Annotated in this window: 10 protein-coding genes and 1 pseudogene; 7 read left to right on the top strand and 4 right to left on the bottom strand. The window is 73.2% G+C overall.

Annotated elements, in window-relative coordinates; all coding sequences use genetic code 11:
- Positions 1–262, top strand: a pseudogene (locus BBK14_RS38170) (IS1634 family transposase); the annotation flags it as partial.
- Positions 263–415: 153 nt separating this feature from the next.
- Here BBK14_RS38170 and metF read toward each other — a convergent pair.
- Both metF and BBK14_RS11495 read right to left on the bottom strand, forming a co-directional pair.
- Positions 416–1,318 (bottom strand): methylenetetrahydrofolate reductase [NAD(P)H], encoded by a 903-nt coding sequence (metF, locus tag BBK14_RS11500; protein WP_071061746.1) that lies wholly within the window; start codon positions 1,316–1,318, stop codon positions 416–418.
- A 101-nt stretch (positions 1,319–1,419) separates the two neighbouring features.
- Positions 1,420–2,106, bottom strand: coding sequence for a DUF4097 family beta strand repeat-containing protein (locus tag BBK14_RS11495; protein WP_083390869.1), 687 nt, complete (start codon positions 2,104–2,106; stop codon positions 1,420–1,422).
- 354 nt (positions 2,107–2,460) lie between these two features.
- On the opposite strand from BBK14_RS11495, the gene crtI reads away from it, so the two are divergent.
- From crtI to BBK14_RS11470, 5 genes are all read left to right on the top strand, one after another.
- Positions 2,461–3,981 carry a phytoene desaturase family protein gene (crtI, locus tag BBK14_RS11490; RefSeq protein WP_071061742.1) on the top strand — a complete coding sequence of 507 codons (1,521 nt, stop codon included), beginning with the start codon at positions 2,461–2,463 and terminating at the stop codon, positions 3,979–3,981.
- A 172-nt stretch (positions 3,982–4,153) separates the two neighbouring features.
- The gene (locus BBK14_RS11485) at positions 4,154–5,356 is read left to right on the top strand and encodes an AAA family ATPase (RefSeq protein ID WP_116430043.1); all 1,203 of its coding nucleotides are present in this window, start codon (positions 4,154–4,156) and stop codon (positions 5,354–5,356) included.
- Positions 5,353–6,453, top strand: coding sequence for a DUF58 domain-containing protein (locus BBK14_RS11480; protein ID WP_071061740.1), 1,101 nt, complete (start codon positions 5,353–5,355; stop codon positions 6,451–6,453). Before BBK14_RS11485 ends, BBK14_RS11480 begins: the two co-directional genes overlap by 4 nt.
- Positions 6,450–7,409, top strand: a complete 960-nt coding sequence (locus BBK14_RS11475; RefSeq protein WP_071061737.1) for a VWA domain-containing protein — start codon at positions 6,450–6,452, stop codon at positions 7,407–7,409. The genes BBK14_RS11480 and BBK14_RS11475 overlap by 4 nt, the downstream gene beginning before the upstream one ends.
- A gap of 90 nt (positions 7,410–7,499) precedes the next feature.
- The gene (locus BBK14_RS11470; RefSeq protein ID WP_071061734.1) at positions 7,500–8,480 is read left to right on the top strand and encodes a phytoene/squalene synthase family protein; all 981 of its coding nucleotides are present in this window, start codon (positions 7,500–7,502) and stop codon (positions 8,478–8,480) included.
- A 49-nt stretch (positions 8,481–8,529) separates the two neighbouring features.
- On the opposite strand, the gene serS is transcribed toward BBK14_RS11470, so the two are convergent.
- Positions 8,530–9,792, bottom strand: a complete 1,263-nt coding sequence (serS, locus tag BBK14_RS11465; RefSeq protein WP_071061732.1) for a serine--tRNA ligase — start codon at positions 9,790–9,792, stop codon at positions 8,530–8,532.
- Positions 9,793–10,164: 372 nt separating this feature from the next.
- Here serS and BBK14_RS11460 point away from each other — a divergent pair, with 372 nt between their 5' ends.
- Positions 10,165–11,025 carry a peptidylprolyl isomerase gene (locus BBK14_RS11460; RefSeq protein WP_071061730.1) on the top strand — a complete coding sequence of 287 codons (861 nt, stop codon included), beginning with the start codon at positions 10,165–10,167 and terminating at the stop codon, positions 11,023–11,025.
- A gap of 150 nt (positions 11,026–11,175) precedes the next feature.
- Here the strand turns inward: BBK14_RS11460 and BBK14_RS11455 are convergent, their stop codons facing one another.
- The gene (locus BBK14_RS11455) at positions 11,176–12,984 is read right to left on the bottom strand and encodes a DEAD/DEAH box helicase (RefSeq protein WP_235015021.1); all 1,809 of its coding nucleotides are present in this window, start codon (positions 12,982–12,984) and stop codon (positions 11,176–11,178) included.
- Between the last annotated feature and the right edge of the window lie 18 nt (positions 12,985–13,002).

Raw genomic sequence — 13,002 nt, 5'->3', positions numbered from 1 at the left:
GCTCCACGTCGTCGGCCTCGCGTTGCTGCTGTTCTCGCTGATCGAACGAGAGGTCCGGCGTTCCACCGGTCCGACCGGAACGGTCGCCGGTCTCTACGCTGGCCGACCCGCCAAGCCCACCGGCCGGCTCCTACTCGAAGCCCTCTCCGGCCTGCGTCTCGTGCCCGCCCGCGACGGCCAGCCCGCCTACATCCCCCGGCCCACACCGCTCCAGCAGCGCGTACTCAACCTCCTCGGAGTAGACCCGACCAAACCCCCGTGATCACGAAACGGGCAGGTCAAAGCATGAAAACCAAACGTGCGGAGTACAGGTGCCCCGGCCGGACGGGGAGCGCGGCGCCGCACCGCGCGGCCACAGGCCACAGGCCACAGGCCACAGGCCACAGGCCACAGGCCACAGGCCACAGGCGGATCGTCAGCGGCCCAGGGACTGGTAGATCTCACGCGTCGCGCTGGAACGGTTCAGCGTGATGAAGTGCAGCCCCGGCGCGCCGCCGGCGAGCAGCCGCTCGGAGAGCTCCGTGGCGACCTCGACACCTATCGCCCGGACCGCGGCGGGATCGTCCGCGACCTCATACAGACGGGCCGCGAGATCCGCCGGGAAATCCGCGCCGGAAAGCTGCGCCATGCGCTCGATCTGGGCCACATTGGTAACCGGCATCACACCCGGAATGATCGGTGCGTCACAGCCGAGCCGCCGTACGCGTTCGACCAGCCGGAAATAGTCGTCGGCACCGAAGAAGAACTGGGTGATGGCGAAGTCGGCGCCCGCGTCCAGCTTTCGCACCAGGAACCGCGCGTCGGTCTCCAGATCCGGCGACCGCGGGTGTTTGTCCGGGAAGGCTGCGACGCCGACGCAGAAATCCCCGAGGGAACGGACGAGCCGCACGAGCTCGTCGGCGTGCCCCAGGCCGTCGGGATGACGCACCCATTCCGCCTGCGGGTCGCCCGGCGGATCGCCCCGCAGCGCCAGCACGTTGCGCACGCCCGCGCCGGCGTAGCCGCCGATGACCTGACGCAGCTCGCCCACCGAGTGGTTCACCGCGGTCAGGTGCCCGATGGGCGTCAGCGTGGTCTCGGTGGCGATGCGCTCGGTGACCCGGATGGTCCCGTCCCTCGTGGAACCGCCGGCTCCGTAGGTCACCGACACGAAGGTCGGGTGCAGGGCCTCGATCTCACGCAGCGCGGTCCACAGATGCCGCTCGCCCTCGGCCGTCCTCGGTGGGAAGAACTCGAAGGAGAAAGAGGTACGTCCGGAGGCCAGGCACTCGGCCACCGTCGGGGTCGACATCCGCGTCGTGCTCCCAGCCGCCGTCATGAGAGGGACCCTGTCATGCAGAAGAGAGTAATCCGGCCGCAGCCCATACCCCGGACAGGGCCTGCCGAGCCCGTGACGGCCACCGCGGCGCCGGGTCGGCGCTAGATCCGCACCGGGCCGCGCGGTGACGCGGGCCTGATCCTGATCCTGCCGGCCACGCTGCGCGCCAGCACCCGGCGCGCGGCCCCCGGCACGCTCGGCAGGTCGACGACCGCGGACTGCGGGTTCCCGGCCTCCGCCTCGACCCCGTACTCATCCTCGGGCAACACGAGGGTCACCATGCCGTCCTCGCTGACCGCGGACAGGTCGTCCGGCGGGCCGTCGAAGTGCAGGTTGACGTCGCCGGTCCGGCTACGGGCACTGACCCGCGCACCGGAGAGCTCCCGCCCGGTGATGCCGCCGCCCTCGGTGACCAGCACCAGGTCACCGGCGGAGCCCCAGAGGGTGATCTCCCCCATCCGGACCTCGGCCCGGGCCTTCGTCCCGCGCGGCAGCTTCAGCCGGGCCAGCGCCTCGCTCGTCCGCCCGTCGATCCGCAGCACACCGCCCGAGCGGGTCATGGTCGGCCTCGCCCGCCCGGGTCGGCGGCGCGCGAGGATCTCGACGGCGACGTCCGACCGGTCGTACTCGCCGATCTCGACCCGGCCGGCGGCGAGCCGGACCTCCACGGACGTCACCTCGTCGACCGTGCGCTCGAGCCGTTCCGGCGGCATCCGGAGCAGGATGAGAGCGCTGCCGGTCACCACCAGCAGCGCGACGCCGAGCGCGACGACGACGAGATCAGACACGACACCTCCGCACGACCTCTGGACGACCTCTGGACGCGGCGACCCCACCGGGTCGCCGATCAGGACGGTCGAACGCTACCCGCTACCGCCGGCACCGGGCGCCGGCCCGAGGTCCCGTCCGCGGTGAGATGTTCGGCGCACGGCCGCCCCTGGCCCGCCCCGGGCGGCGGTCCAGGGCTCCCGCCGCGCGGCGGTCACCGGGTGGGCGCCGGGCCGTCCCACCGAGGTGGCCCCACCGATGGGGCCGCGGCGGCGGGGCCACCTGCGGCGGGCGGAGCGGAGGCCCGCTCGGGCCCGGTGAGACCGTACCCACCCGAGCGGTGGACGGCCGGGCGGGTGCAGAGAGGACCTCCGATGCGAACAGTGACCGGGCCGACGGACCACGTCGTCATCGTCGGAGCCGGGCTGGGCGGACTTTCGGCCGCGCTCCGGCTGACCGGCGCGGGCCGGCGGGTCACCGTCCTGGAACGTGACGACGCCCCCGGTGGGCGCGCGGGGTCGCTACGGCTGGGCGGCTACCGGTTCGACACCGGGCCGACCGTGCTCACCATGCCGGACCTGGTGGCGGACGCGCTCGACTGCGTGGGCGAGGGCCTCGGCCGGTGGCTGCCGCTGCGCCGCCTCGACCCGATGTACCGGGCCCGCTTCGCGGACGGGTCCGTGCTGGACGTCCGCGCCGACCCGGAGCACACCGAGCAGGGGGTGCGGGAGCTGTGCGGGCCGGCCGAGGCAGCCGGGTTCCGTGACTTCACCCGGTTCGCGACCCGCATGTTCCAGGCGCAGATGCGCGACTTCATCGACGCCCAGGTCGACTCGCCGCTGGCCCTGATGCGGCCCTCGCTGGCCCGGGTGGCGGCGCTCGGCGGGTTCCGCCGCCTGGACACCGTGGTCGGACGGTACCTTCGCGACCCGCGGACCCGGCGGCTGTTCTCCTTCCAGGCGATGTACGCCGGGCTCGACCCGCACGAGGCGCTCGGGCTGTACGCCGTGATCGCCTACATGGACTCGGTGGCCGGCGTCTTCCACGCCGACGGCGGCCCGCACGCGGTCGCCGCGGCCATGGCCGGGGCGGCGGCCCGGCACGGGGCCACCTTCCGCTACGGCACCGAGGTGAACCGGGTGGAGGTCCGCGGCGGGCGGGCGGTCGCCGTGCACACCACCGCCGGCGAGCGGGTGGCGGCGGACGTCGTGATCCTCAACCCGGACCTCCCGGTGGCCTACCGCGACCTGCTGCCCGCCTCCGCCGCCCCGGCGCGGCTGGACCGCCTGCGGTACTCGCCGTCCTGCTTCCTGCTGCTCGCCGGCGCCCGGGGCGCCCACCCATCCGGGACGCACCACACGATCCACTTCGGGGGCGCGTGGCGGCGCACCTTCGACGAGATCATCCGGCGCGGGGAGCTGATGAGCGACCCGTCGTTCCTGGTGAGCACGCCGTCGGTCACCGAGCCGGCGGCCGCGCCGGCGGGCGGGCACAGCTACTACGTCCTGTTCCCCACCCCGAACCTGACCGCGCCGCTGGACTGGTCGGTCCTCGGCCCGCGGTACCGCGACGAGGTCGTCGCCACACTGGAGCGTGCCGGCTACCCCGGGTTCGGAACGTCGATCGACGTCGAGCAGGTGACCACCCCGGCGGACTGGCGGGCCCGCGGGATGGCCGCCGGCGCGCCGTTCGCGGCGGCGCACACCTTCCGCCAGACCGGCCCGTTCCGGCCGTCCAACCTGGCGCCGGGACTGGCCAACGTGGTGTTCACCGGCAGCGGGACCCGGCCGGGGGTGGGAGTTCCGATGGTGCTGATATCGGGCCGGCTGGCCGCCGAGCGGGTTCTCGGCCGTGATCGTGGCTACCGCACGCGGACACTGAGGGCTATTCCCTGACGCCGCAATGTGTCATTGGGCGTTCGGGGCATCACCCGGGTTTCGTGTCCCCGGAGTTTCGGCGCGGTATTAGGTGAGAACTTCCTGAAGGGCACCTTAGAAGAGGCTTCCGGCCACACTGTCCCGAGTCCGTTGGCACTCGATTCCGCACAGCGTCTGGGAGGATGGCGCCATGAACGAGTGGACGACCGATCCCGGCGTGGCGGCACCCGGCGCGGAGGTCCGGGCGCCCGCCGGCTCGGGTTCGGCGGCCAGCCGTCCGGCCGAGCCCTCCGCGATCGAGGCGGCCAACGACGCGGCCCTGCTCGAGCGGGCGTTGTTCGAGGTCAAGAAGGTCATCGTCGGCCAGGATCACATGGTCGAGCGCATGCTCGTCGCGCTACTGGCCCGGGGGCACTGCCTGTTGGAGGGCGTGCCCGGCGTCGCCAAGACGCTGGCCGTGCAGACGCTGGCGACGGTCGTCGGCGGCTCCTTCGTACGGATCCAGTTCACCAGCGACCTCGTCCCCTCGGACATCATCGGAACGAGGATCTTCCGCAGCAGCCGGGAGACATTCGACATCGAACTCGGCCCGGTCTTCGCGAACTTCGTTCTCGCGGACGAGATCAACCGCGCGCCCGCGAAGGTGCAGTCGGCGCTGCTCGAGGTGATGTCGGAACGGCAGGTATCCCTCGGCGGGGTCACTCACCCGCTGCCGCGGCCCTTCCTTGTGCTGGCGACGCAGAACCCGATCGAGTCGGAGGGCGTCTACCCGCTACCCGAGGCGCAGCGCGACCGCTTCCTGATGAAGGTCAACGTTCCGTACCCGACCGCGGCCGAGGAGCTGGAGATCGTCCGGCGGATGGGCGTGCGGCCGCCCACCGCCGAGGGCGTCCTCGAGCCGGAGTCCCTCATCAGGCTGCAGAACCGCGCGGACGACGTGTTCGTCCACCACGCGATCACCGAGTACGCCGTCCGCCTGGTGCTCGCGACCCGCTCCCCCGCCGACGTCGACCTCCCCGAACTGGCCGGGCACCTCGCGTACGGCGCGTCCCCCCGGGCCTCGCTCGGCCTCATCGCCGCGGCCCGGGCGCTCGCCCTGCTGCGCGGCCGGGATTACGTGGTTCCCGACGACGTGTCCGCGGTCGCGCTCGACGTCCTGCCGCACCGTCTGGTCCTCTCCTACGAGGCGCTGGCCGAGGGGCTCACCGCCGAGGAGATCGCCGGCCGCGTCCTCGACGCGCTGCCGCACCCCCAGGTCGCGCCCCGCCAGCAGGCCGGCGCCGACCACGGGCGCAACGGGCGCATCCCCCCACCGGTCACGCACTCCGGGCGCTGGCGCACCGACCCACGCACCGGCTTCCCCGAGTACTTCGATGGCGGGTCGTCCCGGTGACCGCTCCCCGCGCGGATCCGGCCGCGCCCCAGCCCGCGGCGACGTCGCCGTCGGTCGAGCGGACGCTGCGCGGCCTCGAGCTCACCGTGACCCGCCGGCTGGACGGCATGCTGCTCGGCGATCATCTCGGCCTGCTGCCCGGCCAGGGCACCGAGAAGGCCGAGAGCCGGGAGTACAACGTCGGCGACGACGTCCGCCGGATGGACTGGGCGGTCACCGCGCGGACGACCGTCCCGCACGTGCACGACCTGATCGCCGACCGGGAGCTGGAGACGTGGGCGCTGGTCGACCTGACGGCCAGCCAGGAGTTCGGCACCACCTCGGTCCGCAAGCGCGATCTGGCGATCGCCGCGGTGGCGGCGATCGGCTTCCTCACCGCCCGCACGGGCAACCGGATGGGAGCCGTGGCCCTCACCCCGGCCGGGCCACGGGTCATCCCGGCCCGGCCCGGCCGCCAGGGCCTGCGAACGCTGCTGCGGACCCTGCTGACGGTCCCCGAGGGGGCGCACGACCGGCCGCTGCGCCGGCCCGACCCGGCGGCCGCCACCGATCTCGCCGCCGCGATCGCCGCCCTGGACCGCCCGCGCCGGCGTCGTGGCCTCGCGGTGGTCGTCAGCGACTTCCTCTCCACCGACCTCGACTGGGAACGGCCGATGCGCGTCCTCGCGGCGCGCCACCAGCTCCTCGCGGTCGAGGTCCTCGACCCGGCCGAGCTGACGCTGCCCGCCGTGGGCCTGCTTCCGGTCGTGGACGCGGAGACCGGCGAGCTGGTGGAGGTTCCGACGTCCTCACGGCGACTGCGTGAGCGCTACCGCCTGGCCGCGGCCGAGCACCGCTCCCAGGTCGCCCTCGCGCTGCGCCGGGCGGGCGCCGGGCACCTGGTGCTGCGCACCGACTCCGACTGGCTGATCGACATCGTCCGCTTCGTCTCGGCGAGCCGGACGAGCCGCGGCGCGGCACGACGCCCACCCGTGGACTCGACCCGGCTACCGGGCCACCCGCGATCGCTCCCGCCGGCCACCGGCCGGGGTCGACCCGGGACAGCAGCTGTGGCCGGGGCAGGCGGCCGTCGGGGCAGGCGGGCGGCGGCGCCGTGAGCTTCCTGGCCGGTCACTGGTTGTGGCTCTTCCTCGCCGTCGGCGCGCTGACGGCGGCTTACGTCGTGGTGTCGCTGCGCCGTCGGGTCTACGCCGCGCGGCTGTCGTCGACCGCCCTGCTCTCCAGCGTCCTGCCGCGCCGCCCGCAGTGGTGGCGCCGCCACGTCCCGGCGGCACTGCTGCTGCTCACCCTGGCCGGCCTGGTCGTCTCGATGGCCCGCCCCGCCCGGGCCGAACGGGTGCCACGCGAACGAGCGACGATCATCCTGGCCATCGACGTGTCGAACTCGATGGCCGCCACCGACATCACACCGACCCGGCTCGAGGCGGCCAAGCAGGGCGCCCAGGCCTTCGTCGACCAGCTCCCGCCGCGGATCAACCTCGGGCTGGTGTCGTTCGCGGGCTCGGCGGCCGTCCTCGTCCCCGCCTCGACCGACCGGGAGTCGGTGCGCTCGGGAATCCGCGGGCTGCAGCTCGGCCCGGCGACCGCCGTCGGTGAGGGCATCTACGCCTCCCTGCAGGCGATCGCCACCGCCGGGCAGCGGCTCTCCGACGAGGGGCAGCCACCACCGCCCGCCGCGATCGTCCTGCTCTCGGACGGTGAGACCACACGAGGGCGCCCGAACGCGCAGGCGGCGACGGCCGCGCGCGACGCCGAGATCCCCGTCGACACCATCGCCTACGGCACCTCGGACGGCACCCTCGACGTCGGCGGCCAGCAGATCCCCGTACCGGTCAACGAGGAAGCCCTGCGTGAGCTGGCCGACCAGACAGGCGGCTCGTACCACCGGGCGACCTCCGGTGACGAGCTGCAGTCCGTCTACCGGGGCCTGGGCAGCTCCATCGGTTACCGCACGGAGTACCGGGAGATCACGACCTGGTTCGTCGGCCTCTCCCTCGGGCTCGGGCTGGCCGCCGCCGCGCTCTCACTCGCGCTGTCCTCCCGGCTACCCTGATCCGCCGGCAACGCTGATCCGCCGGGTGCCCTGATCCGCCGCCTGCCCTGATCCGCCGGTTGTGCTGATCCGCCGGCTACGCTGGCTGTTGTGAGCGGCCTGCGCAGCGAGCTGGACGCGGCCGGCATCACCGATCCACGCCTGCGGAGCTCCTACCGCGCCGCCCGCGAGCTGAACGCCGTCCACGGGCGCACCTACTACCTGGCCACCCTCCTGCTGCCACGGTGGAAGCGCCCGCACGTCCACGCCCTGTACGGCTTCGCGCGGTACGCCGACGAGATCGTGGACGACCTCGACTCGACGCTGACCGACGAGGCGAAGGCACAGTGGCTGCGACAGTGGGGCAACCTCTTCCTCACCGCACTCGCCACCGGCTCGGACGAAGTAGGGGTCGGGGTCGACGGGAGCGGGGCAGGCTCCGTCGGTGCCGGGGATGCCGGGGTGCTGCCAGCCGTCCTGCACACGATTCGGCGTTTCGACCTGCCGGTCGCGTACTTCGAGGCCTTCCTGACCTCGATGGCGATGGACCTGACCGTCACCGGCTACGCCACCTGGGACGACCTCATGGTCTACGTCCACGGCTCGGCGGTGGTGATCGGCCTGCAGATGCTGCCCATCCTCGAGCCCGTCGACGCCTCGGCGGAACCGTACGCCCGCGACCTCGGCGCCGCCTTCCAACTCGCGAACTTCCTCCGCGACGTCGGGGAGGACCTGCGCCGCGGCCGCGTCTACCTTCCGCAGACGTCCCTGGACCTGTTCGGAGTCACCAGGGAGCGCCTCGCCACCGGGGTGGTCGACGGCCCCGTGCGCCGGCTGCTGACCCACGAGATCGCCCGTGCGCGGGAGCTGTTCCGCTCGGCCCGACCGGGCATCCGGCTGCTGCACCCGACGTCCCGCGACTGCCTCTGGACCGCGTTCCACCTCTACGGCGACATCCTGGACGAGATCGAACGCGCCGACTACCAGATCCTCGACCGACGGGTATCCGTCGGCCTGGGCCGCCGCCTCACCGTCGCCACGCCGGCCCTGATCCGCGCCACCCGCTCCCGCCGCCATCCCTCGACGAGCTAAGCCGCCCCACCAGCCCCCACATCACGGCTGGCTCAGAGCAGGTCGCGGCTCAGAGCAGGTCGCGACCGCCGAGGTAGGGGCGCAGTACCTCGGGCACCCTGACCTGGTGGTCGGCGGTCTGGAAGTTCTCCAGGATCGCGGCCAGCAGGCGGGGCGTGGCCACCGCGGTGTTGTTGAGGGTGTGCGCGAAACGTACGTTGCCGTCCGCGTCGCGGTAGCGCAGGTTCGCCCGGCGGGCCTGCCAGTCGTGCAGCGTCGAGCAGCTGTGGGTCTCCCGGAACAGGTCGAGGGTGGGGAACCACGTGTTGATGTCGTTCRTCCGGAACTTGCCCAGGCCCATGTCCCCGGTCGAGCACTCGACGACCTCGTAGTGCAGGCCCAGGTCGGCCAGGATGTGCTCGGCCGTAGCCAGCAGCTCCGCGTGCCAGCGGGCTGACTCCGCCGGGTCGTTCACGCACAGGACGAACTGCTCGACCTTCTCGAACTGGTGTACCCGCAGTAGCCCGCGGACGTCCCGGCTGGCGCTGCCGATCTCGCGCCGGAAGCACGGCGAGATGCCAGCGTAGCGGATCGGCAGGCGCCTGGCGTCGATGATCTCCCCGGCGTGCAGGCCGACCAGGGCCACCTCCGCCGTCCCGGCGAGGAACGCGTCGTCGGCGGGGATCTCGTAGATCTCCTCGCGGGCCTTCGGGAGCATGCCCGTACCGACGAGCGGGCCCTCCTTGACCAGCGCGGGGACCGACACCGGGGTGAAGTCCCGCTCGCGCAGCAGGTCGAGGGCGTAGGAGTGGACCGCCCGCTCGAGCATGACCATGTCGCCGACCAGGGCGTACGCCCGCTCACCGGCGACCCTGCGGGCCCGGGCGAACTCGGCCCAGCCGCGCTTCTCGGCGAGCTCGGTGTGGTCGATCGGGGTGAAGTCGAACTCCGGGCGGGTGCCCACGGTGCGGACCACCACGTTCGCGGACTCGTCCGGGCCGACCGGGGCGCCCTCCCAGGGGATGCCCGGGGTGAGCAGCATCAGCTCGGACATCCGCGTGCTCGTCCGGGTGAGCTGCTCGCGCAGGTCACGGAGCTGCCGGTCGAACTCGGCGTGCTCGGCACGCAGCTCGGCGCGGCGCGCCTCGTCAGCCTTGGCGAACTGCTTGGCGAAGGACTTGCGCCGGGCCTGGGCCTCGTCGACCTCGAACTGCAGCTTGCGGTTCTCTTGGTCGAGCTGGAGCAGTTCGTCGACGTCGAGGTCGACGCCCTTGAGGCGGACAGCCTCCTTCACGGCGTCGGGATTTTCCCGGATGAAGCGCTTGTCGAGCATGAATTCGTGTCAGCCTTCGTATCGGTTCCCTGTGCGCAGACGCTATCAGTCGCCTCCCCGGACCCCCTGCCGTAAGGGCCCGCCGCGCCCGGCTCGGCACACCGGTTTCCACGGCATTCCCCCCGCGTACCCTGTGTGACGGCGGTGCGCCCGGTCACGCCCTCGGGTTCCGTGTCGCACCGACGCCCCGGACGGACTACGCGCGGCTCACAGGTCGCGCACAGGTCCGGATGCGCACACTCGTGGCGGACCGGTGCCGGCACGCTGACGAGGATTGCCGGCCGGGGCCGATCACCTGATGGACGGATGACCTGGTGACGACCTGATGACCATCCGGTAGTCACGCTGACGAGGAGCGGGAGGCCGGCGAGGGTGTCGAGCACGAAGGAACGGCGGCAGCGCGAGATAGCCGCCGCGCGGGCGGCGCGCCAGGCGCAGCGCCGCCGCCAGGCGTACCAGCGACGGCAACGCCGCCTGACGATCGTCGCGGCGGTGGCCGTGGTGGCCATCGTCGGCTCGGTGATCGCCGCGGTCCTGCTCAGCGGCGGCGGGGACAACGACAATCTCAGCGCGACCGATCCCGCGGCCAACCCGTCGGCGTCGGCGGCACCGGCGGTGCCGGCCGGGCAGACGAGCAAGGTCGGTGACTGCGTCTACACCTCGAGCGGCGAGTCGCCGTCCCGCCCGGTGGGGCTCCCGACGGCCGCCGCCACGGTGAACAAGGCCCCCGCCACCATGGTCATCACCACCGACCAGGGCACGATGACGGCCGCGCTCGACGCGGACAAGGCTCCCTGCACGGTGAACGCGCTGCGCACGCTCGCCGAGGCGGGCTTCTACAACGACACCGCCTGCCACCGGCAGACGGGTGGCGCCGACGCCGGCATCAACGTGCTGCAGTGCGGGGATCCGACCGGCAGTGGGATGGGCGGCCCGGGCTTCGGCTACGCCAACGAGAACACCGAGGGCGTGAACTACAACCGGGGTGTCCTGGCCATGGCGCACAGCAGCCAGCCGGACAGCAACGGCAGCCAGTTCTTCATCAACTACGCCGACCCGAGCCAGCAGGGCGCCGCGGCGCTCGCCGGCGGCTACACCGTCTTCGGCCACATCACCGAGGGCCTCGACGTCCTGGACAAGCTGACGTCCCCGGGTGTCGAGGGCGGCGGGTCGGACGGCGCGCCGGCCAGCAAGCCGCAGATCAAGTCGATCGAGATCACCCAGGGGCCCTGACCTCGATCCGCCCCATCGCCCCGCCGCCCCGCCCCGGACTGACCGCCCGGGACGGGGCGGCGGAACAACCTGGACGGACGAGGACCGGCGCGCTGGACGAGGCCGACGGAGGGTCGCCGGGCTGGGTCTGACCGGGGTCGGCGGGGCGGCTCAGCCGGCCCAGCGGCGCATCGTGTCGATCCGGGCCTGAAGCTGGGCCGTGCTGGCCTGGGCGCTCGGCGGGCCGCCGCAGGAGCGGCGCAGCTCGGCGTGGATCATCCCGTGCGGCTTTCCGGTGCGATGGTAGTGCGCGGCGACAAGCTTGTTCAGCTCGCGCCGCAGGTCGCCGATCTGCTCGTGGACGGGCCGGTCGGCCGGGTCGGTGCCCGCCTCCCCCTGCCGCGCGGCCGGCACCACGGGTTCGCCGGCCGCGGGCCGCGCCTTCGCCGCGGCGGCCTGCTGCGCCGCCTGGCGCTGGCGCAGCAGGGTCGCGACCTGGTCGGGCTCGAGCAGGCCCGGCAGACCCAGGAAGTCCTCCTCCTCGAGGGAGCCGGAGGCCGCCGGCGTGCCGAACTCGCCGCCGTCGAAGATCACCCGGTCGAGCTGGGCGGAGGAGCCGAGCGCGGTGAACAGGGTGTCGGGCTTTTCGGGGGTGTCGCGGCGGCGGTTGGCCTCGCGCAGCGCGTCGTCGTCGAACGCGTCCGGCTCACGCTGCGGTTTGTCGAGCGCGTGGTCGCGCTGGACCTCCATCTCGCCGGCGAGTGCCAGCAGCGACGGGACGCTGGGCAGGAACACCGACGCCGTCTCCGAGCGTCCGCGGCCACGGACGAACCGGCCGACGGCCTGGGCGAAGTACAGCGGCGTCGAGGCCGAGGTGGCGTACACGCCAACCGCCAGGCGGGGGACGTCCACGCCCTCACTGACCATGCGGACGGCGACCATCCACCGGTCCGTCGACTCACGGAACGTGGCGATCTTCGTGCTGGCGGTCGGGTCGTCGGAGAGGACGATCACGGGAGACACGCCGGTGATCCGCCGCAGCAGGCCGGCGTAGGCGCGGGCGTTGGTGTGGTCGGTCGCGATGACCAGGCCTCCGGCATCCGGCATCCCGCCCCGGCGCACCTGGGAGAGCCGGGTGTCGGCGGCGGCCAGGACCGCGGGCATCCAGTCTCCGCGGGGGTCGAGGGCCGTGCGCCACGCTGCCGCGGTCTGCTCGCTGTTCAGCGGCTCGCCGAGCCGGGCGCTGAGCTCCGCGCCGGCGCTGGTGCGCCAGGACATCTCACCCGAGTAGGCGAGGAAGAGCACGGGACGGACCACACCGTCACGCAGCGCCTCGGCGTAGCCGTAGGAGGAGTCCGCGACGCTGCGCGTCACGCCCTCGGCGTCGGGCAGGTAGGTCACGAACGGGATCGGGTTGACGTCGGACCGGAACGGGGTTCCGGTGAGCGCGAGCCGGCGGGCGGCCGGCTCGAACGCCTCCCGGACCGCCTCGCCCCAGGACAGGGCGTCGCCCGCGTGGTGGATCTCGTCGAGGATCACCAGCGTGCGGCGCGCGGCCGTGCGCATGCGGTGCAGGGCGGGGTGCGCGGCGACCTGGGCGTAGGTGACCGCGACCCCGGTGTAGTCCGACGCGGTGGCGCCGGCCGAGTTGCGGAAGGTCGGGTCCAGGTCGATCCCGACCGCGGAGGCGGCGTTGGCCCACTGCCGCTTGAGGTGCTCGGTCGGGGCGACCACGGTCACCGAACGCACCTCGCCCGCGGCCAACAGGTCGGCGGCGATCTCCAGCGCGAATGTCGTCTTGCCGGCGCCCGGGGTCGCGACGGCCAGGAAGTCGCGGCCGCCGGACGCGCTGCGCGACCGGTAGGTCTCCAGGGCTGCGCGTTGCCATGCCCGCAGGGGCCGGGCCTCGCCGCGCGCGCGGGGGCCTCGCCCGCTGGGGCCTTGCCCGCTGGAGCTCTGAGGCAGGGGTCCGACTCTCACGACATCAGACTCTATGGT

It is taken from the genome of Parafrankia soli (genome assembly GCF_001854695.1).
GTDB classification, from domain to species: Bacteria; Actinomycetota; Actinomycetes; order Frankiales; family Frankiaceae; genus Parafrankia; species Parafrankia soli.
The sequence above is the reverse complement of the archived record's forward strand: the minus strand, read 5'-3'. Positions and strand labels throughout refer to the sequence as shown.

Coding starts and splice junctions, on each gene's coding strand:
- BBK14_RS11485 (WP_116430043.1), top strand. CDS start 4,154: ATGAACGAGTGGACGACCGATCCCGGCGTGGCGGCACCCGGCGCGGAG.
- crtI (WP_071061742.1), top strand. CDS start 2,461: ATGCGAACAGTGACCGGGCCGACGGACCACGTCGTCATCGTCGGAGCC.
- metF (WP_071061746.1), bottom strand. CDS start 1,318: ATGACGGCGGCTGGGAGCACGACGCGGATGTCGACCCCGACGGTGGCC.